Origin of the sequence: Streptomyces sp. NPDC001502, assembly GCF_042894785.1 — a bacterium.
GTDB classification, from domain to species: domain Bacteria; phylum Actinomycetota; class Actinomycetes; order Streptomycetales; family Streptomycetaceae; genus Streptomyces; species Streptomyces kutzneri.
In genome coordinates, this window is the sequence record NZ_JBIAVW010000005.1 from 258,359 (window position 1) to 283,508 (window position 25,150).

General features: G+C 72.3%; 25 protein-coding genes and 1 pseudogene. 14 read left to right on the forward strand and 12 right to left on the reverse strand.

Annotation, left to right across the window (positions count from 1 at the left end; translation table 11 throughout):
* Positions 1–3 precede the first annotated feature (3 nt).
* From ACFY0D_RS10780 to ACFY0D_RS10800, 5 genes are all read right to left on the reverse strand, one after another.
* Positions 4–1,356, reverse strand: coding sequence for a family 2 encapsulin nanocompartment cargo protein terpene cyclase (locus ACFY0D_RS10780; protein ID WP_390797988.1), 1,353 nt, complete (start codon positions 1,354–1,356; stop codon positions 4–6).
* 105 nt (positions 1,357–1,461) lie between these two features.
* Positions 1,462–2,874 (reverse strand): family 2B encapsulin nanocompartment shell protein, encoded by a 1,413-nt coding sequence (locus ACFY0D_RS10785; RefSeq protein WP_390797989.1) that lies wholly within the window; start codon positions 2,872–2,874, stop codon positions 1,462–1,464.
* Positions 2,875–3,142: 268 nt separating this feature from the next.
* Positions 3,143–3,817, reverse strand: a complete 675-nt coding sequence (locus tag ACFY0D_RS10790) for a GNAT family N-acetyltransferase (protein ID WP_390797990.1) — start codon at positions 3,815–3,817, stop codon at positions 3,143–3,145.
* Entirely contained in the window at positions 3,810–4,427 is a 618-nt protein-coding gene (locus ACFY0D_RS10795; protein WP_390797991.1) for a hypothetical protein, read from the reverse strand. The genes ACFY0D_RS10790 and ACFY0D_RS10795 overlap by 8 nt, the downstream gene beginning before the upstream one ends.
* Positions 4,417–5,037: a TetR/AcrR family transcriptional regulator gene (locus tag ACFY0D_RS10800; protein WP_390797992.1), complete on the reverse strand. Its 621-nt coding sequence runs from the start codon at positions 5,035–5,037 to the stop codon at positions 4,417–4,419. Before ACFY0D_RS10800 ends, ACFY0D_RS10795 begins: the two co-directional genes overlap by 11 nt.
* Before the next feature lie 130 nt (positions 5,038–5,167).
* Here ACFY0D_RS10800 and bla point away from each other — a divergent pair, with 130 nt between their 5' ends.
* The 3 genes from bla to ACFY0D_RS10815 all read left to right on the forward strand — a co-directional run bounded on the left by bla (position 5,168) and on the right by ACFY0D_RS10815 (position 7,994).
* Positions 5,168–6,067 carry a class A beta-lactamase gene (gene bla / locus ACFY0D_RS10805; RefSeq protein WP_390797993.1) on the forward strand — a complete coding sequence of 300 codons (900 nt, stop codon included), beginning with the start codon at positions 5,168–5,170 and terminating at the stop codon, positions 6,065–6,067.
* A 41-nt stretch (positions 6,068–6,108) separates the two neighbouring features.
* Positions 6,109–7,011: a DUF6891 domain-containing protein gene (locus tag ACFY0D_RS10810; protein WP_390797994.1), complete on the forward strand. Its 903-nt coding sequence runs from the start codon at positions 6,109–6,111 to the stop codon at positions 7,009–7,011.
* 137 nt (positions 7,012–7,148) lie between these two features.
* A complete protein-coding gene (locus ACFY0D_RS10815) occupies positions 7,149–7,994 on the forward strand; it encodes a class I SAM-dependent methyltransferase (protein ID WP_390797995.1) in 846 nt (281 codons plus the stop codon).
* A gap of 69 nt (positions 7,995–8,063) precedes the next feature.
* Here the strand turns inward: ACFY0D_RS10815 and ACFY0D_RS10820 are convergent, their stop codons facing one another.
* A complete protein-coding gene (locus tag ACFY0D_RS10820; RefSeq protein ID WP_390797996.1) occupies positions 8,064–8,639 on the reverse strand; it encodes a TetR/AcrR family transcriptional regulator in 576 nt (191 codons plus the stop codon).
* A 133-nt stretch (positions 8,640–8,772) separates the two neighbouring features.
* On the opposite strand from ACFY0D_RS10820, the gene ACFY0D_RS10825 reads away from it, so the two are divergent.
* Positions 8,773–9,504, forward strand: coding sequence for an SDR family oxidoreductase (locus tag ACFY0D_RS10825; protein ID WP_390797997.1), 732 nt, complete (start codon positions 8,773–8,775; stop codon positions 9,502–9,504).
* Between the two features lie 57 nt (positions 9,505–9,561).
* Here ACFY0D_RS10825 and ACFY0D_RS10830 read toward each other — a convergent pair whose 3' ends face one another.
* The 3 genes from ACFY0D_RS10830 to ACFY0D_RS10840 form a co-directional block, all read right to left on the reverse strand.
* A complete protein-coding gene (locus ACFY0D_RS10830) occupies positions 9,562–11,298 on the reverse strand; it encodes an acyl-CoA dehydrogenase family protein (RefSeq protein WP_390797998.1) in 1,737 nt (578 codons plus the stop codon).
* Between the two features lie 112 nt (positions 11,299–11,410).
* On the reverse strand, positions 11,411–11,983 hold the full coding sequence (locus tag ACFY0D_RS10835) for a PadR family transcriptional regulator (RefSeq protein ID WP_390797999.1): 573 nt from the start codon (positions 11,981–11,983) through the stop codon (positions 11,411–11,413).
* A 133-nt stretch (positions 11,984–12,116) separates the two neighbouring features.
* On the reverse strand, positions 12,117–13,214 hold the full coding sequence (locus ACFY0D_RS10840; RefSeq protein WP_390798000.1) for an alpha/beta hydrolase: 1,098 nt from the start codon (positions 13,212–13,214) through the stop codon (positions 12,117–12,119).
* 527 nt (positions 13,215–13,741) lie between these two features.
* On the opposite strand from ACFY0D_RS10840, the gene ACFY0D_RS10845 reads away from it, so the two are divergent.
* Both ACFY0D_RS10845 and ACFY0D_RS10850 read left to right on the forward strand, forming a co-directional pair.
* Positions 13,742–14,581 carry a Dyp-type peroxidase gene (locus ACFY0D_RS10845; RefSeq protein ID WP_390798173.1) on the forward strand — a complete coding sequence of 280 codons (840 nt, stop codon included), beginning with the start codon at positions 13,742–13,744 and terminating at the stop codon, positions 14,579–14,581.
* Positions 14,582–14,711: 130 nt separating this feature from the next.
* The gene (locus ACFY0D_RS10850) at positions 14,712–15,317 is read left to right on the forward strand and encodes a GPP34 family phosphoprotein (RefSeq protein WP_390798001.1); all 606 of its coding nucleotides are present in this window, start codon (positions 14,712–14,714) and stop codon (positions 15,315–15,317) included.
* A 50-nt stretch (positions 15,318–15,367) separates the two neighbouring features.
* Here ACFY0D_RS10850 and ACFY0D_RS10855 read toward each other — a convergent pair whose 3' ends face one another.
* Both ACFY0D_RS10855 and ACFY0D_RS10860 read right to left on the reverse strand, forming a co-directional pair.
* On the reverse strand, positions 15,368–15,985 hold the full coding sequence (locus ACFY0D_RS10855) for a nucleoside/nucleotide kinase family protein (RefSeq protein WP_390798002.1): 618 nt from the start codon (positions 15,983–15,985) through the stop codon (positions 15,368–15,370).
* A 142-nt stretch (positions 15,986–16,127) separates the two neighbouring features.
* Positions 16,128–16,556 carry an Ig domain-containing protein gene (locus ACFY0D_RS10860; protein ID WP_390798003.1) on the reverse strand — a complete coding sequence of 143 codons (429 nt, stop codon included), beginning with the start codon at positions 16,554–16,556 and terminating at the stop codon, positions 16,128–16,130.
* Between the two features lie 173 nt (positions 16,557–16,729).
* Between ACFY0D_RS10860 and ACFY0D_RS10865 the strand changes: the two genes are divergently transcribed.
* The 6 genes and pseudogenes from ACFY0D_RS10865 to ACFY0D_RS10890 all read left to right on the forward strand — a co-directional run.
* Complete coding sequence (locus ACFY0D_RS10865; RefSeq protein WP_390798004.1) at positions 16,730–17,809, forward strand: hypothetical protein; 1,080 nt, start codon at positions 16,730–16,732, stop codon at positions 17,807–17,809.
* A 161-nt stretch (positions 17,810–17,970) separates the two neighbouring features.
* Positions 17,971–19,479, forward strand: a complete 1,509-nt coding sequence (locus ACFY0D_RS10870; protein WP_390798174.1) for a cytochrome ubiquinol oxidase subunit I — start codon at positions 17,971–17,973, stop codon at positions 19,477–19,479.
* Positions 19,480–19,549: 70 nt separating this feature from the next.
* Positions 19,550–19,927: a hypothetical protein gene (locus ACFY0D_RS10875; RefSeq protein ID WP_390798005.1), complete on the forward strand. Its 378-nt coding sequence runs from the start codon at positions 19,550–19,552 to the stop codon at positions 19,925–19,927.
* 125 nt (positions 19,928–20,052) lie between these two features.
* Entirely contained in the window at positions 20,053–21,477 is a 1,425-nt protein-coding gene (locus ACFY0D_RS10880) for a carotenoid oxygenase family protein (protein WP_390798175.1), read from the forward strand.
* A gap of 86 nt (positions 21,478–21,563) precedes the next feature.
* A complete protein-coding gene (gene dacB / locus ACFY0D_RS10885; RefSeq protein ID WP_390798006.1) occupies positions 21,564–23,204 on the forward strand; it encodes a D-alanyl-D-alanine carboxypeptidase/D-alanyl-D-alanine-endopeptidase in 1,641 nt (546 codons plus the stop codon).
* Between the two features lie 70 nt (positions 23,205–23,274).
* Positions 23,275–23,412, forward strand: a pseudogene (locus ACFY0D_RS10890) (VOC family protein); the annotation flags it as partial.
* Positions 23,413–23,424: 12 nt separating this feature from the next.
* On the opposite strand, the gene ACFY0D_RS10895 reads toward ACFY0D_RS10890, so the two are convergent.
* On the reverse strand, positions 23,425–23,928 hold the full coding sequence (locus ACFY0D_RS10895; RefSeq protein ID WP_390798007.1) for a hypothetical protein: 504 nt from the start codon (positions 23,926–23,928) through the stop codon (positions 23,425–23,427).
* A 171-nt stretch (positions 23,929–24,099) separates the two neighbouring features.
* On the opposite strand from ACFY0D_RS10895, the gene ACFY0D_RS10900 reads away from it, so the two are divergent.
* Both ACFY0D_RS10900 and ACFY0D_RS10905 read left to right on the forward strand, forming a co-directional pair.
* Entirely contained in the window at positions 24,100–24,447 is a 348-nt protein-coding gene (locus ACFY0D_RS10900) for a S26 family signal peptidase (protein ID WP_314244995.1), read from the forward strand.
* 11 nt (positions 24,448–24,458) lie between these two features.
* Positions 24,459–25,133, forward strand: a complete 675-nt coding sequence (locus ACFY0D_RS10905; protein WP_390798008.1) for a hypothetical protein — start codon at positions 24,459–24,461, stop codon at positions 25,131–25,133.
* Positions 25,134–25,150 lie beyond the last annotated feature (17 nt).

The following is a 25,150-nucleotide window of genomic DNA, read 5'->3' on the forward strand; positions in this document are numbered from 1 at the left end:
TCTTTACCAGAAATCGGGCAGGCTGTAGCGATATGTGTTGGTCTGGTGCCAGTAGTGGTTGCCGTCGACCCACACGGCCACCCCGCGCAGAAAGCGCTGGACGCTCGGGACGGGACAGGTGACGGCCAGCTCGGCGGCCGCGGCCTCGAAGTCGTGCATCAGGTCGTTGTGGACTTCGACGGCCTTCAGGTAGGCCTCCTGCTCGGAGCGGCTCTCGCGTTCGGCGATCACCACCGGCAGGTTCAGGTGCCTTCCAGGACTGGCCAGTTCCTTGGTGTAGGAGTACAGGTCGTTGACGATGGTAGTGGCGTTCCCGGCCAGCGCGATCACCCGTTGCATGGCGGGCTGCGCGTGGAGATCCGCCGGCAGTTCGTAGCCGCCCACGGAGTCGGTGATGGTGGGGCAGGGGCGGAAGTTGTTGAACTGACGCATCGCCAGGTACTCCCACACCTCCGGGACGTACTCCGTCTGCGCCCAGGCCCCCTCGGCGAGATAGCCCATGTGCAGCCGGGCCATGTCGTGCCGGAACCGGTCGGCCTGCGAGGGGGTGGCGGCCTGGAGGAAGTACTCCATGGCCGAGCGGTAGGCGCGCCGGGGAGCGTCCGAGAGGAGCGACGCCTCCCAGTCCGGCGCGTACTCCTTCGTCGTGTGGAGGGGGTCGAGAGCGGTGTGCGCCAGCAGCAGGCGTCCGCCCAGGCCGACGGGCGAGCCGCCGTGGTCCTCGCAGTAGCAGTCGTCGACCGCGTTCTCGGCGACCATCAGCCGGGTGGCGAGCATGAGGTGGTCGATGCTGGGGGCGTCCGGATGGCAGGCGACCATGTAGCGCCCGACGGAGAAGCCGTCGAACTGGTCCTCCCAGTCCTCCGGGTAGAGCGACACCTCGTCCAGCGCCCAGGCCTTGATCCGGCGGCTGAGCTCCTCCACCCGCACCGGATCGGGCTCCGGCACCGGGTGGTAGTAGAGGCCCGGGATCGGGTTGCCGGCCACCGGCGCGGGTGCGCCGGGCGCCGCGGCCGCCGCGGGCGCGTCGCTCCGGGCCCAGTGCAGGCTCGCCGTGCCCAGACCGCTGGGCCCGCGCAGGATCCGTTCGAGGGCGGCACTCGGCTGCGGCGCGGCGGCCGCGGCCGCACCCTCGTCGGGTACGGGTACGGGTACGGGCGTCAGGACCGGGGGCCCCGTCGGCAGGGCGGGCGGGACGGGCAGGGCGGGCGAGGGCGGTGGAGGAGGCTCGCCCGGCCCGGCGCCGGCGGCGGCTTCGACGCCGGCGGCGAGGGTGTTGGCGAGCACGTGGGCCCCGAAGGACGCCACGGCGGCGGGCAGGCTCGACTGCAGAGGGGAAGGCCCAGGATCGGGCATCCGTAACTCCTCGGAGAGATAAGTGGGTTGTCCCGGATCCCGGGCATGCTCGGCGGGCCAGGACAGGCAGAGGTCCTGGCTGTCACGGCCGTCGGGCAGGTCCTCTTAGTCCCGCCTGCGGGCGATCTGCACGTTCTCCAGCACACCGAGCGCGTCGGGCACCAGGATGGCGGCGGAGAAGTAGGTGGTGACCAGGTAGGAGATGATCGCCTGCTCGCTGATCCCCATGAAGCGCACCGAGAGGCCCGGCTCGTACTCCTCCGGCAGGCCGGTCTGGCGCAGACCGATGACACCCTGATTGTCCTCGCCGGTGCGCATGACGAGCACCGAGCTGGTGTTCTCCTTGCTGATCGGGATCTTGTTGCAGGGCAGGATCGGGACCCCGCGCCAGGCCGGGACCGACTGCCCGCCGACGTCGACGTGGTCCGGGTAGAGGCCGCGGGCGTTGAACTCGCGCCCGATCGCGGCGATCGTCCGGGGGTGGGCGAGGAAGAACTTGGAACCGCGGCGGCGGCAGAGCAGCTCGTCGAGGTCGTCCGGGGTCGGCGGGCCGGAGTGGGTCTGGATCCGCTGCTTGAAGGCGGCGTTGTGGAGGAGACCGAAGTCCCGGTTGTTGATCAGCTCGTGCTCCTGGCGCTCGCGCAGCGCCTCGATGGTGAGCCTGAGCTGTTCCTCGGTCTGGTTGTGCGGCCCGTTGTAGAGGTCGGCGACCCTGGTGTGGATCCGCAGCACGGTCTGGGCGATGGAGAGTTCGTACTCGCGGGGCTTGAGCTCGTAGTCGACGAATGCGCCGGGCAGGTCCGCCTCGCCGGTGTGGCCGGCGGACATCGCGATCTCGGCCTCGCCGTGCCGGTTCTGGCGCTGGTTCGGGAGCGAGCTGAACCGGTTGATGTGGTCCTGGAGTTGCGGCGCCACGGCGAGCACGGAGGCGAAGTCGCCGCGGGAGAGGGTGAGCAGGATGCCGGGGGTCTCGGCGGTGGCCGTGTAGTCCCAGGTGGCGTCCCCGTCCAGCAGGGCGTTCTCACCGAACCGGTCACCGTCGGCGAGCACGGCGACGGCGACGTCGTCGCCGTACTTGCCGACGGAGGTCTGGCTGATCCGGCCGTGGGCGATCAGGTGGATCTGGTCGGCGGGGGTACCGCGCTCGACGATCACCTCACCGGCCCGGAAGTCGCGCTGGACGCACCGGCCGGCGATCGCGGTCAGCACCTCGTCGTCCTCGAAGCCGCGCAGCAGCGCCAGTTCGCCGAGCTCGCGCGGGATCACCCGGACGTTCGCGCCGTCCTGGACGAACTCGATGGTGCCGTCGCCCACGGTGTACGTCAGCCGGCGGTTGACCCGGTAGGTGCCGCCCTTGGTCTCGACCCAGGGGAGCATCCGCAGCAGCCAGCGGGAGGTGATCTCCTGCATCTGCGGGGCGGACTTGGTCGTGCTGGCAAGGTTGCGGGCAGCCGCCGTGCTCAGGCTGGACTGCCGCGGCGGCTCCAGCTGGGCTTCCGGGCTGGTGTCAACGGTCATCGGGCGAGCTCTCCTTCGTAAGGGTGGTGATCGGCGGATGCGCACGTCACCGAGGAACGAGGAAAAAGGGGGGATTATCCGGGAATTCCGTCCAGATCCGGGGGAACAGTAGCGGCCGGTACACCCGCTTTGAGCCTGAAAACCGTTGGCATTACCTCGATGCAGTGATCTTGCACCGCAGGTGGTTTGCCGGGGTTGTGAACGATTTTCGGCCTTGCTCACGAACACGGCCGAAAAACGGCGCGGCGGTCAGTTCATGGCGCTGCCCTCACCTGCTACAGCGTGTCTGCTCGGCCGCGGCCGGTCGCCACATCGCCGTCACCTCCAGGGGGCCCACGGTCAGGCGCCGCAGGGTGGTGAAGCCGAAGCGGTGATAGAGCCGGACGTTCGCCTCGTCGGCGGTGGTGAGGAAGATGCCCCCGGGCGCGGGGGTCGCGCTGAGCAGGTGGCCGAGGAGCCGCCCTCCGGCACCCCGCCCCGCCGCCTCGGGCTCCACGCCGATGAACTCCAGGGTCCAGGCCCCGGCCGGGGTTTCGGCCTCGGCGGCGTGCAGATAGCGCAGTGTCCGTACCAGGGTGCGCGGGCCGCAGCCCACCAGGGTGCGGGCCGCCCAGGCCGCCCGGGCCGCACCCGAGGGGACGGTGGCGGGCGGGGTGAGGACGGCGGCGGCGACGGGCCGACCGTGACGGTCGGTCAGCAGGTGGCGGCGGGCTCCGGGGAGCGTGGCGTGCGTACGCAGGGTGGCGGCGAACCAGGCCTGCCGTACGCGGTCCGATCCGCCCGCGATCCAGGTCATGGCGGGTTCGCGGACGAAGGCCGCGGCGAGCACGGGCGCGCACCGCGCGGGTGGCGGAGCGTCGTCGCGGTCCAGGCGGCCGCCACCGGGACCGGTAGCCGGACCGGGACCGGGACCGGGACCGGGAGCCGCGTCGGGGTCAGACATCGCGCCGCCGTTCCAGCGGCGCCTCGGGCACGAGGTGGCACACCAGGAGCTTCAGGAAGAAGAGCGGTGCGAACCAGGCGAGGGCGGAGGGCACGGGCAGCCAGAACAGGTTGACCACGACGGCGGCGGAGTAACCGGCCATGGCCGCGGGGCGCTTGAGATGGACGGGCGTGAACTCCACGACCACGGCGGCACAGAGCAGCAGCGCGGTGTTGCCCAGGGTCCAGCCGCGGTCCCCGCCGAGCACCAGGAGACCCATCGCGGCGAGGTGGAGCACGTGCGCGCCGACGAAGAGCAGGCGGGCGCGCCGGGCCCCGGGGTCCTGGCGGTGGTACCAGCGCTTCGCGGAGTTCGTCGCGTTGGTGAGGATCCCCCCGAGCAGATCAAGGCCGATCAGCACCACCACGGCCCACTGGAGGCCGTTCCAGTCACGGTGGATCCCCGACGACCACACCCCGGCCGCGAGCAGCACCGCGCACCCGCCCGCGCCGAGAATCTCCACCGCCGACTCCGAGCGGGACTTGCCCGGCCCCATGAACCGCTCCAGGCGGCCCAGCGGTCCCGGGGAGGTGGGCGGTATCTCCCAGCGGATCTCCAGGTCAGTGCGCATGCCCGGCCCCTCCGTCGGCTCCGCCGTTCCACAGCCCCCGCAGCAGGCTCCAGACCTGCTCGCCGCCCGGCACGGCCTGCGCCGTCGGCCGCGCCGAGCGCAGCGCGCCCAGGGCCCATTCGTCGGCCGCCCGCATCACGGCCGCGGTCGCGCCGGCCAGCAGGGCCGGGTCCACGTCCGTCCGGATGAATCCGAGCCGCTGTCCGTCCTCGACCACGGCCCCGAACCAGCCCAGCCAAATGCCGTCCTGAGCCCGCCCGACGGCGGTGTCGGCGAGGGCCAGATCGTCCGGGTGGGCGCGCAAGTGGGCGACCAGGGCGTGCGATCCGGCTTCCAGCCGGGCCCAGAAGTCGGCCTCGTCGGGGGCCGGGGTCCAGGGCCCGAGCACGCCGAGCAGGCGGTCGAGCACGTCGTCGAGAACGGCGGCGAGGAGGTCCTCCCGGCCGTCGAAGTACTGGTAGGCGGCGGTCTTCGAGAAGCCCGCGGCCTCAATGATCTTGTTGTACGAGGCGGACGCGGGTCCGTGTTCGGCGAAGTGCGCGCGGGCGACGGCGAGCATCGCCTCCTGTCGCTCGGCCGGCAGTCGATGGAAGCGAGGGAGCGGAGTCATGCACTCACGGTACACACCAGCAGGGTGTACCGCTAGTACACCCCACTGGTACATCAATGCGGCGGAACCGAATTGATCACGTTTGACGTCTTCGGGGGCACATGACCGGCCAGGAAGAGGAGAACCTGACGTGAGGACCCCGGACGCATGGACGTCTCGACGCGCACTGCTGACCGTGGGGGCGGGGGCGGCACTGGCCGCGGCGCTGCCGGCGGGTACGGCCCGCGCCGCTTCACCGGTGGCGGGGCTGAGCGCGCTGGAGCGCGAATACGGGGCGCGGCTGGGGGTGTACGCGCTGGACACCGCCACCGGCCGGAGCGTCGTCCACCGGGCCGACGAACCGTTCCCCATGTGCTCGCTGTTCAAGACGCTTGCGGCGGCTGCCGTGCTGCGGGACCTCGACCACGACGGCGCGCATCTCGCCAAGCGCATCCACTACACGCTCCAGGACGTCACGGACGCGGGCGGCGGGTCGGTCACGGAGCTGCCCGAGAACATCGCGGGCGGTCTGACCGTGGCGGAACTCTGCTCCGCCGCCATCGCCCAGAGCGACAACACGGCCGGCAACCTGCTGCTGCGCGAGCTCGGCGGCCCCACCACGATCACCCGCTTCTGCCGCTCGCTCGGGGACCGCACGACCCGGCTCGACCGGTGGGAGCCGGACCTGAACACGGCCGAGCCGTGGCGGGTGACGGACACGACCACCCCCCGCGCGATCGGACGGACGTACGCCCGCCTCGGGCTCGGCGACGCGCTGGACGCGGGCGACCGGGAGCAGCTGAACCGGTGGCTGCTGTCGAACACCACCAGCGGTGATCGCCTCCGGGCCGGCCTGCCGAAGGACTGGGCCGTCGCGGACAAGACGGGCGCCGGTTCGTACGGGACCAACAACAACGTGGGCATCGCGTGGCCCCCGGGACGCCCGCCCGTGGTCCTGGCCATCCTCTCGACCATGCCGGAGGCGACGACGCCGCGCGACAACACGCTGATCGCCAGAACCGCGAAGCTGCTGGCGGACACGCTCGCCTGAGGCGGACCCCGTTGTCAGTGCCACCTGGCACAGTGCCGACCATGCTCGCGATCACGACCCTGACCGAAACCGGCCACCGACACGTACGGCCCTCCCTGGGGGAACTCTCCGCGCTGGTCCACCGGATCGGCGGTGACGGCGACCGGTTCCTCGTCGTCCAGGCGATCCCCGACCTGCCCGATGTCTTCATCCAGGTGTGGCACCGCACCGGCGGCGACTACACCCTGGAGCACCGCGCCGGCAGCCCCGAGCGGCACTTCAGGACGTCGGTCGACGACCCCGAGGCGGTCATCGCCGCCATGACCGCATGGGCGGGCGGCCGCCGGGGCGACTGGGAACGCGTGGAGTTCCCGCCGGCGGAGCCGGTACCACCGCTCGACCTCGGCGAGGAGGAGCGGGGGCTGTTGGAGGGCCGGATCCGCGAGGTACTGGCCGGTGGGTACACGACGCGGGGCCGACTCGCCGAACTGGCCGAGGACCACCTCGTGTCCGGGGACCGCCGGCCCGTCTCCCCCGCGCAGGCCCGCGCGCTCGCCGACCGGATGTGGCTCGAACGGGTCGGGGAGCAGGCGGACTGGGAGGGCGAGACCGATCCGGAGCGGCTGTCCAGGGCATTCGCCGAGCTGGACGCGGCGGGCATCACGGCTCGCGAGGACTTCACCTGTTGCCGGAGCTGCGGGCAGGCCGAGATCGGAGCGGAGGGCGGACCGGAGACCCGTGGCTTCGTGTACTTCCACAGCCAGTGCACGGACGCGGCGACGGCCGGGCACGGCCTGACGCTGCTGTACGGCGGCTTCGACGGCACCTCCGCGACCACTGCCGCCGTCGGCCGGGAGGTCATCGCCGCCCTGACCCGCGCGGGCCTGCCCACGCAATGGAACGGCGATCCGGGGCAGTCCATCACCGTCACCCCGCTGACCTGGCGCAGACGCCTCGTCGGCTAGGCCGTCTCTTCCGGATCTTGCCCGACCCGCGCCGTCTGGCAAGATCCGAAAGAGACGGCCCAGTGCTGTGACCGGAAGGGTTCACCGGGTCGCGGTCGTTCGGTGCGGGCCGTCGTTTCGGTCGGTACGGTGGTCGCTTGCCGATCGGGGAGGCGGGGACGGGGATGACCGTGCGGGGGCAGGTCGACATGGCGCGCAGCCGGGTGTTCGGGGAGGTGGCCGAGCTCTACGATGCCGCCCGCCCGGGATATGCGGACGCGCTGGCCGCTGAGGTGCTCGCGTACGCGGATCCGGGTGGGCGCACGGCCGTTGAGGTCGGTGCGGGGACCGGCAAGGCCACGGTGGCCTTCGCGGCGCTGGGTACGCCCGTGGTGTGCATCGAGCCCGATCCGCGCATGGCCGAGGTGCTCCGTCGCAACACCGCGCGCTACCCGGGGGTCCGGGTGCACAGCGGCGCCTTCGAGGACTGGCGGCCCGGGGGCCGCCGCTTCGGGCTGCTCTTCGCCGCCACGTCCTGGCACTGGGTGGATCCGGAGCGGCGTCGGGATCTGGTCCGGGACGCCCTCGCGCCGGGCGGGTCCGTGGCGTTGTTCTGGAACCCGCAGGCGGTGCGCGACGCGCGGGTGCACGCCGCCCTGGCCGAGGTCGACCGCCGCCACGGGATCGATCGCTCACCGCACGCCGAACTGGTGTCCGCCTATGGCGACGTGCCCGGGAACTGGGCCGGACAACCCGGCTGGCCCGAGGAGGAATTCCGCCGCGACGGGCGCTTCACCGGCCTGCGGGCCGTCCGGTACCGGCAGGAGCGGCACTACGACACCGGCCGTTACCTGGCATACCTGGCATCGATCTCGCGCTACCGCGTCCTGCCCGACGACCGGCGCGAGCAGGTCCTCACCGAGACGGCGCAGGTCCTGGACGCCCACGGTGGCGGCATCGAGATGGAGCACTTCAGCGACCTCTTCCTCGCCCGGGTGGCGTGAGCGGGACACCGTTCGCCGCGGCGTGGCCCCGGCGCCGACGACAGGCCCTCCGACAGCTCGCCCGCACCGCTACTCCCGCCCCAGGCGCAGTCCGTCCAGGTTGAGGTCGAGGAGGCGTTCGGCCTGGGCCCGTTGCCCGGGACCGGCCGAGGTGAGGGCGATGCCCGCGAGGGCGGCGAACATGTCGGTCGAGCTGATGTCGGACCGGATCGCGCCCGCGGCGGTGCAGGCCTCCATGAGGGACGTGAGGGCGTCCTGGATCATCCGGCGGCTGTCGGCGTACGGGTTGCTCCCCGCCGCGAGGACGGCTCGCATCGCGTCGGCCATGCCCATCTTGGCGGTGGCGTAGTCGATGAAGCGGCGCGTCCAGGCGCGCAGGGCCTCGTACGGCGGCATGGTCCCCAGGAGGGTGGGGACGGAGTCGCACAGGCGGGCGACCTCGTTGCGGTAGGCCGCCTCGATCAGGGCTTCCCGGGTGGGGAAATTTCGGTAGAGGGTGCCGGTGCCCACGCCGGCTTCCTTCGCGATGCGCTCGAAGTGCGCCTCCAGCCCCTGTTCGGTGAACACGCGCACCGCGGCAGCCAGGATCTTGTCCCGGTTGCGCTGCGCGTCGGCCCTCAGCGGGCGTCCTGCGTCTGCGGCCATCAGCGGCTCCCTCGCTCCTCGCTTGCTAAGTGGAGGAGCCTCCACTTAGTGTGAGTGAAGTGGAGGCGCCTCCACTTTCACTCTAGGGCATGCCATCGGCCTGCCCCATTCCTCTTCCGAAGGGACTCCCGCCATGCCGGGAATCGAAGGCAAGATCGTGGCCATCACCGGCGCCGGCAGCGGCATCGGCGAGGCGACCGCACTCCTGCTCGCCGAGCGGGGCGCGAAGGTGGTCCTCGGCGCACGCCGCACGGAACGCCTGGAGGCGCTGGCCGCCCGGATCGAGCGGGCCGGCGGTCAAGCCGCCTGGATCCGTACGGACGTGACGCGGCGCGGCGACGTGTCCGGCCTCGTCGACCTGGCGCGGGAGCGCTACGGCAGGCTCGACGTCCTCGTCAGCAATGCCGGCGTCGGACTCATCTCCCCGCTCGACGAACTGCGCGTCGAGGACTGGGAGGAGATGATCGACGTCAACCTCAAGGGCGTCCTCTACGGGATCGCCGCGGCGCTCCCCGTCTTCCGGGAGCAGGGCTCGGGACACTTCGTCAACACCGTGTCCACCGCCGGGCTGCGCGTCGTCCCGCTCCAGTCGGTGTACGCGGGCACCAAGAACGCCGTGCGCACGATCTCCGAGGGCCTGCGCCAGGAGGCCGGGGACAGCCTGCGCGTGACCGTCGTATCGCCCGGGGCCGTCCGTACGGACTTCACCGGGCGCATGGGACCGCAGGCACGGGCCCGGATCGACCGGATGATGGAGACCGCGCTGTCGCCGGACGCGGTGGCCCGCGCCATCGCCTTCGCCGTCGAGCAGCCGGACGGCGTCGACGTGGGCGACATCGTCGTACGCCCCACCGCGCAGGCCTGAGAAGGGGGACCGGCTCCGGCCGTGACGGGCCGTGCCGGTCCCCCGGGGTCCGCGTTTCTACGGGGCCATCTCGTAGGTGCCGGACAGCGCCTCGACCCGCGCCCAGACGCGCGCCGCCCGCTCCTCGTCGACGACCGGACGCCGGACCGCGCCCAGCGCCCACTCCTGCTGGGCCGCCGTCGCGGAGTCCTTGCCGTACAGCTCGACCGCGTGGCCGGAGAAGTCGCGTACGAGGACGGAGAACAGCTCGTCGAGCACCGACCCGTCCAGGTCCGTCAGGCGGGCCTGCTCCAGGATCAGCTGTCCGTACACGACCAGCGCGAACAGCTGGCCCACGGAGAGGAGGAAGTCGAGGTCGCGGCTCTGCTCCTCGTCCGGGGCGACGGTGGCCACGAACGCGCAGAGGGCGTCGGCCTGCTCGCGGAACCGGGCCACGTTCGGCACGTCGGCGTACGCGTCGTAGGCGGTCCGCCAGTCGTGGAACTGTACGGAGCCCAGGCCCCGGGCCGGCCCCTGCCGGAAGAGGAAGGCGTCGTCGGCCGCGTCGAGCCGGGTCGGTACGGCCGGGTACTCGGCCGGGTTCAGCAGATGGTTGCGCATGAACTTGAGGATCAGGGCGAGATTGACGTGGACCGTGCCCTCCAGCTTGGGCAGTCCGCGGATCTCGATGGCCGCCTGCGCGAAGTAGTTGTCCTTCTCGAAGCCCTTGGCGGCGATGACGTCCCACATCAGGTCGATGACCTTCTCGCCCTCCGTGGTCACCTTCATCTTCGTCATCGGGTTGAAGAGGAGGTAACGGCGGTCGTCGGGGCCCGCGCTGCGGAAGTAGTCGACGGCGCGGTCGCTGAAGAGCTTCATCCCGACCAGGCGCACGTACGCGTCGGCCAGCTCCCGGCGCACGTGCGGGAAGGCGGTGACGGGGCGGCCGTAGAGGACCCGGTTGTGCGCGTGGGTGACGGCCTCGTACATCGCGTGCTCGCAGATGCCGATGGAGGCGGTGCAGAGGTTGAACTTGCCGACGTTGACGGTGTTGAGGGCGGCGTCGAAGGCGGCCTTGCCGGTGTGCAGGACGTCCTCGGCGCGGACCGGGTAGTCGTCGAGGCGGAACTCGCTGACGTACTTGGAGGAGTCGACGACGTTCTTCACCAGGTGGTACGCCGGGTGGCGGCTGTCGGCGGCGAAGAAGACGTAGCCGTCGGGGCCCTCTATGTCGGTGCGGCGGCCGAAGACGGAGACGAGGCCGGCGGCGTTGCCGTTGCCGATGTAGTACTTGGAGCCGCTCGCGCGGAATCCGCCGGCACCGGCTTCGTCGACGTACGGCTGCAGCAGCATGTCGGTGGAGTAGATGTCGGCGCCGTGGGTCTTCTCGGACAGGCCGAAGGCGAACACCTCACCCTCGGCGAGGAGCTGCGCGGCGCGGGCGCGGGCGTCGGCGTTGCCGCTCTGCCAGACCGGGCCGAGGCCGAGGATGGTGACCTGCCAGGCGTACCAGTAGTCGAGGCCGTAGAAGCCGAAGATCTCGTTCAGGGCGGCGATCCGTGCCGTGTCCCAGCGCTTGTCGGACTCCCCCTCGCCGGCTGCGGTGGCCGGGGTCAGGAAGGTCGCGAAGAGGCCCTCCTTCGCAGAGAAGGCGAGGAAGTCGGCGAGCCAGGCGCGCGAACGGTAGTCCTCGATCAGCCGGCGCTTGCCGCGGCTCTCGAACCAGTCGACGGTGGCGCGCAGCAGCCTGCGGGTCTCGGGGTCGAAGTGCGCCGGGTCGTACGTGTGCGGGTTGAAGAGCAGGGCGTCTGCCATGGAGGTTCACCTTCCGAGGGGTTGGAGGAGGGGAGGGGAGGCCGGGCACATGCATGGGGGGCGGTGCGGCGGCGGGGGCGCGGGCGGTGCGGCTTCCGCGGCGCGACGAAGCTCAGGCGGTGGCGGTCGGCGGGGGCCCGCCGAGCCGGTGGAGCGTGGCGAGGACGTCGTCGAGCCAGGCGATCGTCATCCGCTCGAACGCGATGCCGCCGCGCAGCACGACGTGCTGGAGCTCCTGACCGGGGTCGAGCGGTGCGGGGGCGTCCGGCCCGGTGAAGTCGCGCAGTTCACCGGCGAGATAGCGGGCCAGCCGGTCGCTGTGCGCCCGGTGGTGCCGCTCGACCTCGTGGATCAGCGCGGCCGGGTCGTCGAAGGCCGCGCCGCGGATCTTGACGGCGAGGTCGTGGCGGAGGCTCTCGGGCTCGATCGGCTCGTGCAGCCACTCGGCGAGGACGGTGCGGCCGGGGCCGGCGACGGAGTACTCCTTCTTGTCCGGCCGGCCCTGCTGCGGGACCTCGCGGACGGCAAGCAGCCCGCTCCCCTCCATGCGCCCCAGGACGCGGTAGATCTGCTGGTGGGTGGCGGTCCAGAAGTAGCCGATGGACCGGTCGAACCGGCGGGCCAGCTCATAGCCGGAGCCCGGCTTCTCCAGCAGGGAGACGAGGATCGCGTGGTCGAGCGCCATGCCCCGATCTTTCTATGCAACTCGTTGCATAGACAAGCGGCAGGGGTCAGGTGAGACGCGGCTCACCCGGAGGCCGCCGGACGCCCCTGCTCGCCCCCGGACGCCCCCTGTCCGCCCGCGCTCGCCCCCGCGCTCACTCGGCGGCGAGCCGTGCACCCGTCCAGACGAGCGCCGGCGGGATCTCCCGCAGCCAGGTGTTGAAGCTGTGGCCACCGCTGTCGAGGATGATCGACGAGACGTGCGCGGGTGCTTTCACCTTGCGGATGAACTCCTGCGTCTCGCCGTAGTTCGGCTCGCCCCGCAGCGAAGAGGTCACCAGGAACGAGGAGTTCCGCTGCGGCAGGTGATCCAGGTGCCACAGCAGGTCGGACCGCTTCTCCTCGTCCTTGTTGCCCTTGAACAGGTCACCGGAGTCCTTGTCGATCTCGGGCCTGTACTCCGCCGACAGGCCCACGCCGACCGCGTACGCCTCCGGGTGCTGCACCGCCATCTTCAGGGCGCAGTAGCCCCCGGTGGAGTCGCCGATGATGCCCCAGCTCCGCGGCGAGGTGCCCACGCGGTACGTGCCGGAGATCGCCTTGACGACGTCCGCGCCGAAGAAGGCCTCGCTCTGCGGGCCCCCGGGGACGTCGACGCACTGGGTGTTGGGCGCGGCGATGGTGGGCCGCATCATCACCAGGATCATCGGCTGCACGCGCTTCTGCTTCGCCAGGCTCCACGCCAGCCGCGGGTAGTGCAGCTTCTTGATGAGGTTCTCGGCCATGCCCGGGTAGCCCGTGAGGACGACGGCGGCCGGGAACCTGCGCTCCTCGTCGCTCTTGTCGAAGTACTCCGGCGGCAGGTACACATACGCCTCGGCGGCGGCCCGGGACCGCTCGCCGTGGATCGTCACCTTCTCGATCGCCCCGCCCACCTGCGGGTTGCGGCCGCCGGGCACCTCCGGGGCCTGTCGGCCGAGCACCTCCACCGCGGCGCCGCCCGGGGCGGCCGGGGCGTGCTGCTTCGTCCCGGCGAGGTCGGCCCAGGAGTCGTAGAGGAGGAAGGTGCGGTTGGCCGCGGCGCCGACCGAGGCGAGAACCGTCAACTGCACGAGCACGAGCAGCCCGACGCGTCCCAGCACCCGCCGGGCGCCCGGCCCTCCCAGCCGGGGCCACACCCATACCGTCAGGGCGAACAGCATCGCCGTGCACACCGCGACGCTCGCCATGAGCGTCCCACTCGTCAGACCCATGAATCAGTGAACCCTCTGCACCGTCCCCGTCCGGACGCTCGGGTCCGGAGCGCTACCGGCGGGTAGCGCACCAGGCAAGAGGGGTGGAGCGGGCCCCGCGTTCCCTCCCGGACGAATCCACCGGTGCGGACCTGGCCTTCGTGGCTTCGACCGAGCCGGGACCGAAAAGGCGCGGACGGCCCGACTCCCCTTCGTGGAATGCCACATGAGGCTCTGACGGCGGCCTGGATCCTGTGCGGCAAATGGCATTCCCTATACCGATTCACCCTTGCGGATGCGCTCGACGAGACGATCTGACCTCGGTGGTCGGCAGTCGCTGGTCGACAAGCCGTACACGATCACCCCGGCCGACCTGCGCAAGCTGCCCCAGGGCGTGCTGCTGCACGAGGTGAACTCGATCCGGGCTTCGCCAAGTCCCAGGTCCTCCTGGCCGTTTCCGAGGACGGGACGGCGTTCGAGGGCGCGGCCGGCCCGCGCCTGGTCGTCCCACAGGACGGAGGGCCCGGGCCGCCGGCACCGGCGTCGCGCTGGGCTCAGGGCCCGCCTCCCTCACCCTCACCTTCGGTTTCGGCGCGAGCTTCTTCGACCGGGTGGGCCTGGCCACGGCCCGCCCCGAGGCACTCGCACCGCTGCCCGCCTTCCCCGACGACCAGCTCGACCCGGCCCGCGGCGGCGGCGCCCTGTTCGTCCAGATCGCCGCGGACGACCCGCTCGCCGGCCTGCACGCCCTGGCGCACGGTGAAGCGCCTGGGGCACGGCGAGGCGAAGACCCGCTGGGTGAGGTCCAGGTTCACCACCGCGCCGGTGCCCGGCCGTACCGCACCCAAGCACCGCAACCTCGTGGGACAGCTCGACGGCACCGCCAACCCCTCCCCCGCCGACGGAGCCGCGCGGGGCCGGATCCTCGTGACCGCCCCGGTTCGCCGCCGTGGCCGGCGGGCGGCTCGTACGTGGTGGTCCGCCGGATCCGGATGCTCCTCGACCACTGGGACACCCTCCCCGGCGGTGGCGAACACACCGCGCCCGACCTCACTGCCCACTGCCCGGACGGCGTCCCGGTGATCGCGCGCAACGCACACATCCGGCCGACCGCACGCGGCACCAACGGCGGCGCGACGATGCTGCGCCGCGGCTCGTCGTACTACGACCGCCTGCGCGCGGACGGCACACCGGACGCCGGGATGCTCTTCGTCGCCTGGCAGTCCGGCCCCCGCACCGGCTTCGTCCCCGTCCGGCAGCGCCTCGCCCGCGGCGACGCCCTCGGCCGCTATCCGGTCCACGAGGCCTCGTCCTTGTTCGTCGTCCCCGGCGGCGTCCGGCCGGGCGGTCATGCCGGCCAGGCCCTGCTCGAAGACGCCCCCCAATAGGTCGTGTCGTCCAGGTCGTGTCGTCCGTCCGGGCGATGTGCGGGAACCCCGCAACGGTGGTGGGCGTTGGTGCGACCATGGAAGGTGATCAGCGGGATCCGACTTCCGATGACTCCGAGGGGAGCCGTTCATGAGCACGGCGAAAGACCTGTTCATCATCGCCATGGACCCGCAGCCGGACCATTCGGTCGGCCAGGGTGACCTGTCGCTCGCCCTCGCCGGCGCCGAGCTGATCGATCTCCTCGACGCGCAGGCCGCCGTTCTGGACGGCGACCGCATCGTGCCGGGCGGACAGCCCGCGCTGGAGGACGGACTCCTGGCCGAGGCCTCGTCGGCGCTCACCCGGCAGACGCCGTACGAGCGGGTGGAGGACTGGCTGTGGCGCCGCGGCCGTGACCTCTCCGCCTCCTACCAGGCCACCCTTGAGGAAGCCGGTGAGCTGACACGGGGACGCCGTGGTCTGCTGCCGTTCGGATCCGATCGCCTGGAAGTGGCAGATACGCCCGCTCACCGCCAGGCCCTGAGCCGCTGGGAGGCGGACGAGCCCGTGCTCGCCTCTCTCGCCGCGGCCGTGGGCATCCGTGACCCGCGGTCCGAGGACGAGCCCGGCCTGGACGACGAGGCGGTGACGACCGTACTGGCCGTCGTCGGCGACGCCGTGATGGAACTGGAGGCGGTGCGCCAGCGGCGGTCCATCGAGAACGCGGCGTTCGCCAACGTCTGGCGCGTCCCGTGAGCCGCACGGCTGCTGCTGCTCGGTGAGCCCGGGACCCGCCGCGCGCGCGGTCAGCCGGCGTCGAGGACGAGGTCGGCGCGGTGGCGGCCCAGGGCGACGAGTCGGGCATTGCGTTCGTCCGAGCCGCTCACCCAGGCGCGCGCGTACGCGGGGTCCTTGCCGTGCCGCACATGACGGTCGATCAGCCGCTCCAGGCGGAGGTCCTCGGCCGGGGCGAGGTACCAGGCCTCGTCCAGCAGGGGGCGTACCGGGGCCCATTCCCCCGCGTCGTGGAGCAGGTAGTTCCCCTCAGTGATCACCAGCGGTACGTCCGGGGGCACGGGGATGCTGCCCGCGATCGGCTCCTCCAGGGCGCGGTCGAAGGCGGGCGCGTACACCGTGGGTCCGTGCGGTGTGCGCAGCCGGCGCAGCAGGGCCACGTAGCCGGCGGCGTCGAAGGTGTCCGGGGCGCCCTTGCGGTCGGCGCGGCCCAGCCGGTCCAGTTCGGCCTGGGCGAGGTGGAACCCGTCCATCGGGACCACGACGGCCCGCTCCGGCCCGAGCGCGTCCGCGAGGCGGGCGGCCAGTGTCGACTTTCCGGCCCCCGGGGGCCCGGCGATGCCCAGGACGCGCCGCTCGCCCGGGGTGGCCAGCGCCCGCGCCCTCACCACCGGTTCCGTCGTGCTCATCCGCACATCCTGCCCTAGGGGGTGTCTTGTCGGTCAGGGCGGATCAGGGCGCCGCGAGCCCGGCCTGACCGACAAGACACCCGCCAGGGGTACGGCCCGGCGCCCCCGGCCGTGGTGGCGGGCGGGGGGCGCCGGGCGGCGGTCAGCAGCGCGGACAGGCGTCGCGGATCACGCGCCAGGTGAAGGTGGCGGAGGCCGTGGCACCCGCGGCATCCCTGGCGGTGACGGTGACGGTACGGATGCCGCTGCCGCGCAGGAGGCCCGAGATCAGGCCGGTCGAGGCGTTGATCGTGGCGCCGGCGGGCAGGTTCGCCGCGGACCAGGTGTAGGGAGCCGTGCCGCCGGTGGCGGCCATCGGTAAGTACGCGGAGTCGTACTGGAGGGACACCTGGTTGCCCGGGTTGACCACGGACAGGGCAGCGGCGGCCGCTGTGCGCGTCACCGCCGGGCCGGTCGGGCTGTGCGGCGCGGCGAAGGACGGACCGACCGAAGCTGCCAGGACAGCGGTCAGGCCGACGGCCAGCGCCGCCAGTCTGCGCGAGGTGCGCGGGGTGCGTATGGATGTGCTCAACGGAACCTCCGAACTCGGCGGGCGAGGACGGCGTCCCGGTAAGGGTCTCGGAGACCGCCATCGCCCGTTGTGGGTATGCATGTTCGAGGTGCGTGGCGCGTCGGAATCATAGGCGGGCCCGGCCGTCCCGTCGATGGCGCCGCGGTCGGCCGCACACGCCTACGCTGTCCGCTATGCCCGGTACGGTCGCCGTTCCGCACAACCCCCCGCCCCGCGCCCGGCTGCGGTCCGCCACCCGCCTGGCCGTATGCGCCGCCGTGCCCTGGTTCCTCTGCCTCTGGTGGGGCACGAGCACGGTCCCGGTGCCTGCCGCCCTGCCCGCCGTACTGATCCTCCGCGAGGACGTGTACGCCGCCCCGCGCCTCGGGTGGAACCGGCTCGTCGGCGTCGTCGTGGGCGTGGCGCTGAGCACGTTCGTACTGCACTGGCTGCCGCCGCCCTCGGCCTCCTCGGTGACCTCAGTGTCGGCGGCGGCCTCGGTGTCCTTCCTCGCCGTACTGGCCTGCGGCTGCGCGGGCATGTACCTGATGTACCAGGGAGGCGCCCCCAACCAGCAGGTCCTGGTCAGCGCGCTGGTGATCTACGCGACCGCCCTCCCCGGCTATGCCCTGGCCCGCTTGGTGGAGAGCGCGGTCGGCATCGCCACCGTCGTCCTGCTGGGACCCCTGCTGTGGCCGCCGGACCCATTCCGGTCGGCCGCGGACGGCCTCGACACGTACCGGAGCGAACTCGGCGGCCTCCTCGACACGGTCGCCGCCCGGCTCGCCGGCGGCGGACCGCCCACCGCCCCCGAGCTCCCCGAGGAGGCGGAGCTGTGGCTGCGCCCTCGGAACGGCCTCGCGTCCTACGACCGGGCCGCGCGGCGCGCCCGGCTCCCCCGGCTGTACCCGCGCACGCCGAGCCGCACGCCGGACGGGCTCGGGGAGCGGCTGCGGCTCGCCGCCCGGAGCGCCCTCACGCTCCAGTTCTTCGCCCAGGAACTCCGGGAGCGCGCCCGCACCGATGGCCCGTGCGCGGCTCCCGATCCCGGTGCGGCTCCCCATCCTGGTGCGGCTCCTCATCCCGGTGCGGCTCCCGATCCGCCCTGCGCGACCTCGCCCCGCTGGTGCGGGCCACCGCCCGCGCGCTGGACACCGCCCTGCGCGGCGAGGACTGCGCCGCGGACCTCGACCGGGCCCGCGGCCTGGACCTCGCCCACCGCGCGGCCCACCCCACCCGCCACGACGCCGTCCTGCGGGCGGGCCTCCACCTGACCCACGAGGCCGTCGCCGACCACATGTCGGCCCGCCCCTGACGACTGTCCGGGGCAACCCCGCGCGGGTCGGCCGCCGCTGACCGCCCGTGTGCCCGTACGCCGGGCAGAGTGGCCCCCCCGGGAAGCAGCAGCGGTGCGCGGAGGAGGACGAGGATGCCGTTGGACCTGGCGCTGGCGCCCGACACGGTCGCCCGGTGGCAGTTCGGCATCACCACCGTCTACCACTTCCTCTTCGTGCCGCTGACGATCTCGCTCGGCGTGCTCGTGGCCGTCCTGCAGACCGCGTGGGTGCGGACCGGGAAGCGCACGTACCTGATGGCCACCACGTTCTGGGGCCGACTGTTCCTGATCAACGTGGCGATGGGCGTGGTCACGGGCATCGTGCAGGAGTTCCAGTTCGGGATGAACTGGTCGACGTACTCGCGGTTCGTCGGCGATGTCTTCGGTGCGCCCCTGGCCTTCGAGGCGCTGATCGCCTTCTTCCTCGAATCGACCTTCATCGGCCTGTGGATCTTCGGATGGGACCGGCTGCCGAAACGGATCCACCTGGCCTGCGCCTGGGCGATGGCCGTCGGGGCCCTGCTCTCCGCCTGGTTCATCCTCGCGGCCAACTCGTGGATGCAGCACCCCGTCGGCTACACCATCTCGCCCGAGACCGGACGCGCCGAACTCACCGACTTCCTCGCCGTGCTGACGCAGGAGACCACGCTCGTGGTCGTCTACCACACCCTCTCCGCCGCGTTCCTGACCGGCGGGGCCTTGATGGCGGGCGTGGCGGCGTTCCACCTGCGGCGCGGCAGGCACGTTCCCGTGATGCGCGCCTCGCTGCGCCTGGGCCTGGTCACCCTGGCCCTCGCCGGCCTGCTCGTGGCCCTCAGCGGGGACACTCTGGGGAAGGTCATGTTCCGGCAGCAGCCGATGAAGATGGCCGCGGCCGAAGCGCTGTGGGAGGGCCAGACCTCCGCGCCCTTCTCCGTGTTCGCCATCGGTGACGTGTCCGAAGGTCACAACACCGTGGAATGGTCCATCCCCGGTCTGCTGTCCTTCCTCGCCGAGGGGAACTTCACCGCCTACGTCCCCGGGATCAACGACACCGCGGCCGCCGAGGAGGTGCGCCACGGCCCGGGCGGCTACCTCCCGAACATCCCCGTCGCCTTCTGGGGCTTCCGCTTCATGATCGGTTTCGGCATGGCCTCCTTCGGCCTGGGCCTCCTCGGCCTGTGGCTGACGCGGCGCCGCTTCCTGCTCCGGCCCGCCCTGCGCACCACCGGGGACGAGGTGCCGCGGCTCGTCCTCACCCGCGGCCGCCCGCTTCCCCCGAGGGCGGCCGCCTGGTACTGGTGGCTGACCGTGTGGACCCTGGCCTTCCCGCTCGTCTCGACCTCCTGGGGCTGGATCTTCACCGAGATGGGCCGCCAGCCGTGGGTGGTCTACGGGCTCCTGCGCACGATCGACGCCGTGTCCCCCGAGGTCTCCCAGGGCGAGGTGATCGCCTCCCTCACGGCTTACACCGCGCTGTACGCGCTCCTCGCCGCGATCGAGATCAGGCTGATGGTCCAGGCCGTGCGGGCGGGCCCCTCCGAACCGGCCGCGCACGAACTCGACCCGCCCACCCGGATCGGCGGCGACCACGACGACAACGACCGGCCGATGGCGTTCTCGTACTGAGCGGTGCCGGTCGGGCCCGGCGCGCGAGCCACCGATAGGCTCGGGCACCGACCGGGGAGATGAAGGATCGATGACGTTGAACGAAGGCCTCCGGGTGAAGCTGGCCGCGGACCTCACGCTGACCGGTTCGGTCACGGCGGCGGGGGAGGCCGTCGCCGGGTTCCTGGCCCTGGCCTCGGGCACCGAGGGCACCGTCGAGCGGGTGGACGAGCACCAGCCGCAGAGCGGCGAGGACGTCCGCGAGTACGAGCGCCTGAAGTCGCTCCTCGACTCCTTCGGCTCTCAGATGCCCGAGGGGAGCAGGAGGCAGCTTGAGGAGAAGGTCGCCTCCCTGGAACCGGCGTGGATCGCCTTCCAGGAGCAGAAGCTCCGCGTGACGGTCCGCGTCCGCTTCGACAACGGGTTCGTCCTCGACGGCGCGCACGAGGGACTCTTCGACTCCGCCTGAGGCCGCCCGGCCGGGGCGGTCCGGGGCCGTCTGGCACCCTCACCCGGCGCGCGTTTCACTGGAAGGTGCCGTACCCAGCGCGCCCACGCGGGACCGCGCACCCGGGAGGTCCAGTGAACACGTACGTGTCACCCCGCTTCGACCCTGCCCGTGTCCCCCACCTGCTGGGGTCCTTCGCACCCGTGTCCGAGGAGGTCGACGTCGCGGACCTGGAGGTCACGGGCGAGCTGCCGGACACCCTGGACGGCCTGTACCTGCGCAACGGCCCCAATCCGCGGTTCACGCCGATCGGCTCGTACCTGTACCCCATCGACGGCGACGGCATGCTGCACGGCGTGTGGATCTCCGGTGGTCGGGCCCGCTACCGCAACCGCTTCGTACGCACCCCCGCACTGCTGGCCGAGGAACGGGCCGGCCGAGCCCTGTGGGGCGGCGTCGAGTCGATGATCATGCCGGACGCCGACCAGGTGGGTCCGGAGCTCGCCGGCACCTTCCGGGACATGCCCGACATCAACGTGGTCCGGCACGCCGGCCGCCTGCTGGCCCTCGCCGAATCGGCCTGTCCCTTCCGGATGGACGCCGAACTGGCGACGCTCGGCCGCGAGGGCTTCGGCGGCGCCCTGCCCGCGGGCATCACGGCCCACCCGAAGATCGACCCGGGCACGGGCGAGATGGTCGTCTTCTGCTACGGCCTTGAGCCGCCCTACCTGACCTGGTCCGTCATCGACCACCACGGCGCGGTCAGCCGCGGGCCCACGCCCGTCGACGGGGTGGACGAGCCGATGATGATCCACGACATGGCCCTGACCGGCCGCTACGCCGTCCTCGTCCTCGCCCCGGCCTTCTTCGACCTCGCCGCGGCCATGACGGGCGGCTCCTTCCTGGCCTGGCGCCCCGAGCGCGGCACCCGGGTGGCACTGATCCCGCGCGACGGCGGACCGGTGCGCTGGGCGGCGGACGAGGCCTTCTGGACGTGGCACACCGTGAACGCGTACGACGACGGCCCGGGCGCTGACGCCCCGGTGGTCCTCGACTACGTGCAGTGGAGCAGGCTCACCGTCGGCGGACCGGAGGAGGACGCCGGGCCGATCAGCGGTGGCCTGGTACGCGCACGCATCGACCCGGCCGCCGGCAGCATGGCGCGTACCCCGCTGGACGACGCCCGGGTGGAGTTCCCGCGGGTCGACGACCGGCGCATCGGCCGGCGCCACCGGTACACCGCGCTGGCCACCGAAACCGGGCGGACGGACCTGCTGCCGGGCGAGTACGACGCCGTGCGCTGGTACGACAACGAGACCGGCACCTCCCGCGTCTGGTCGGCCGGGGACCTCTCGGTCGGCGAGCCGGTCTTCGCCCCCGAGCCGGGCTCCGGGTCCGGGTCCGAGGAGGGCGGCCATTGGCTGACCTTCGCCACGGACCGCACGGACGGATCCAGCTGGTTCCTGGTCATCCCCGCAGACGATCCCGCCTCGGGCCCGGTGGCCCGCGCCCGTATCCCCGTACGCGTCCCGCTCGGCCTGCACGGCTGCTGGCTGCCGACCGAGGAGTGAACCCGCCCGGCGCGCCCGCCCGGCGCGGCCGTGCCACCCTGGTTCCTGGCCTCGGGAGGAGACAGCCGCCACGAACGGAGCGCGCTGTGAGCAGACCGATCCACCCCGCACCACTGCGGCGCGGTACGGCCGCCGCCTGCGCCGCCCTGCTGTTCGTGGCCCTCGCCTCGGGCACCGCGACCGGAGCGGACCCGACCCCGACCCCGGCCCCGGCCCCGTCGACGCCGTCCGTGACCGGCGACACGGGGCTCGCCGGCCTCGACCCGCGCATCAGGGAGATCATGCGCAAGCCGGACTACCGCAATGCCCAGTGGGGCCTCCTGCAGACCGACCCGGACAACGGCCGCGTGGTGCACAGCCTCTTCCCCGAGCAGTTCTTCATCCCCGGTTCCACGGCCAAGCTGATCAGCGTCTCGGGCCCGTGGCACACCCTGGGCGCCGACCACCGCTTCGTGACCCCGCTCTACGCGGTCGGCGAGCGCGACGGCGCCACGCTGACCGGAGACCTCGACCTCGTCGCCCAGGGCGACCTCACCATGGGCGGCCGGACCCGCCCCGACGGCACGGTCGCGTACACCGACCTGGACCACACCTACGCCAACGACTTCCCCGGGGCGACCCTCACCCCGGAGAACCCGCTCGCCGGGATCGACCTGCTCGCCCGGCAGGTGCGCGCCTCCGGCATCACCCGCGTGGACGGCGACGTGATCGTGGACAGCCGGCTGTTTCTTCCCGACCCGGAGCTCGTCCCCACGCCGACGCCCCTGATCATCAACGACAACCTGATCGACCTCACGACCACCCCCGGGGACCGGCCCGGCGCGGACGCCCGGCTGGACTGGCGGCCCAAGGTCGCGCCCTACCAGGTCACCTCCGCCGTGAAGACGGTGGCGGCCGGGAAGCCGACCGCGGTCACCGTGACGGCCACGGACGGCGGCACCCGGATCCGCCTGACCGGAACGATCGCGGCAGGCTCCGAACCACTGCTGCGCACTTCCCCGATCGGCGACCCGGCCGCCTTCGGACGGGTCGCGCTGATCGAGGCGCTCGAACGTGCCGGGGTGCACGTCACCGCCGACCCGTCGGGCGCCAACCCGGTGGGGCGGCTGCCGCGCGACTACGACGGACGGCCACGGGTGGCCGCGTACACCTCCCCGCCCTACGCCCAGTACGCCAAGCTGATCCTCAAGGTCAGCCACAACCTGGGCGCCAACCTCGGCATCTGCCTCCTCGCCGTCACCGCGAAGAGCAATCAGTGCCCCGCCGGCTTCCCGGTGCTCGCCGGCTTCCTCGACCAGGCCGGCGTCGACCGCGAGCAGGCGCAGCTCATGGACGGCCGGGGCGGCAACCCCGCCGACCGGGCCACGCCGCAGGTGCTGGTGCAGATGCTGGCGTACTGGCAACGGACCCCGGACGCGCGGCTGTTCCGGGAGGCCCTGCCCATCCTCGGGGTCGACGGTCTGCTGGCCGAGAACTGCCGCAGCTGTCCGGCCCGGGGGAAGGTGTTCGCCAAGACCGGCGCGGCCGTCGGCGGTGACGCCCTCAACGACCGGCTGGCCGTCGGCGCCATCACCATCGCGGGCTACCTCGACAAGGGCGGCGGCCGCTTCGACACCTTCTACGCGGGTGTCAACGGCGCCTCCACACCGAGCGCCGATCCCACCGAGGTGCTGGCCATCGCCAACGACCTCGCGATGATCGCCGCCTACCTCCAGGAGTCGTCCTAGACCACGTCTCTATGCTGGACCGATGCAGTCGATCAAGCAGTTCCAAGTCACCTTCGACTGCGCGGAACCTGAGCGCCTCGCCGCACTCGAAGCCGAATGCGCACGACTGGTCCCGCTCGGCGCGGTACACGTGCGCACGCTGTACGACGGCGATGATGCGTGCATCCCGATGCTGGACATCGAGGGCAACGAGTTCTGCATCGACTGAGCGGGGAACCGGCTACCGCTGCGCCCAGGTGTGCAGCAGGGCCTCCCGCGCACGCGGTTCGGGGGTGCCTTCCACGGCGTGCTCCCGGCCCCACGCCTCGACGGCCCGCGGGTCCGCGGTTCCGGCCACGAAGCGGTCGAGCAGGTCCTGGGAGAGCCGTGCCTCCTCGGCGGGGTAGCCGGCCACCGCCGCGTGGACGATGACCTCGTGCGTACCCTCCTCCGTCTCCAGGCGCAGCGTCATCTCCGGCGGCCCCTCACCGAGGTAGTCCGCTCCGATCGCGGCCGAGATCATCGCGCCGAGGGCCTTCGTCGCACGGCCCACCGGGTTGTGCCCGGGTACGTCCTCGACCACGGCGGAACGCAGCCCCGCCCATGTCCACGTCCGGGGGTTGTCGGGGTCCGCGGCTTCCAGGCCCTCGGCGGTCAGCCGGACGCAGATCCCGAGGGCGTTCGGCGGCGACCCCACGTACACCGCGTCCGGGGTGACCCAGAACAGTCCGACCATCGCCGCCACGCGCCGCTCCCCGCTCTCGTCCCCGACCCACCATCCATACCGCCCTCCGGGAACGGACCGCCGCAGACACACCGCAGACACGCCGCGGACACGCCGGGAGGCCGCCGTCCGCGCGCGGGGCGCGGGCGTAAATCGATGGGGTCCCGCGGCCGGATCTGCGAGCATCCACGGATGGGTGCATTGGACGCAGTGGCCGGCAGGGTCGCCGGCGGAGCCACCGTGGAGTTCCGGCCGACCGGCTCCTCGATGGTCCCGTTGATACGCAGTCGTCAGCGGGTGGTGGTCGCTCCGGCCGACCCGTCGAAGCTGAAGGCCGGGGACATCGTCCTCGCCCGTGTCGCCGGGACGGTGTACCTGCACCTGGTGTCGGCCGTGGACCCGGCGAGGAAGCGGGTGCAGATCAGCAACAACCGGGGCCGGGTGAACGGCTGGACCGGCCACGACCGTGTCTTCGGTATCTGTACGGCGGTCGACGGTGTCCCCCGTGTGGGCGCCGCGGACAAGACGCGTGCGGCGTAGGGGTCGTCGCGATGCGCCGAATGAAGCTTCCGGTCACCCTTCACCAAGCGCGTCTCGGACCGGTGGAGTTCAAGGTCATCCGACCGGCCGAGCCACCGGTCCGGGCCGTACTCGTCGACCGTGACCGCTCCTTGGACACCCATCTCGACCAGGACGCCGCGTATCTGATCGGCGGCCTGTGGCTGCTCGCCGCCTCGTCACCGCGCTCGCTGGTCCACCTGCCGATGCGCGGCAATCGCGCCCCCGCGCACGGGCGGCCGGAGGCCGGGACACGACAGCTCGATCTCGTGCTGCTGCACCACTCGCTCCAGTTCGCGCCGGCACGCTGGAAGGAACTCCGCGCCCGGCTCGGCCCAGGGCGCCCGCAGACGGTGACCTTGACGGTCCCCGGTCCGCCGCCCACCGGCGGATCCTCGGCCGACGACGCGGCACGGCACCACCGGGAGAACCGGGATCTGTTCCACCAGCACCTCCACGCCGAGACCCTGTTCATGACCGGCAGCGCGAAGGTGTTCCGGGCCACCGCCCCTCACTTCCTCGATGTCGCCCGGCACGGTCCCGGATACGTGGCCGCCCATCCGGGCCACGGGCACTTCTGCACCGAGTTCCATTCCACCGAGGGCGTCCTCGGCACCGCGCGCGAGATCCACGTCGAGTACTGCGACCGATGGAGCCCGCACGGGTGATCCCCGCGACCCGTTCG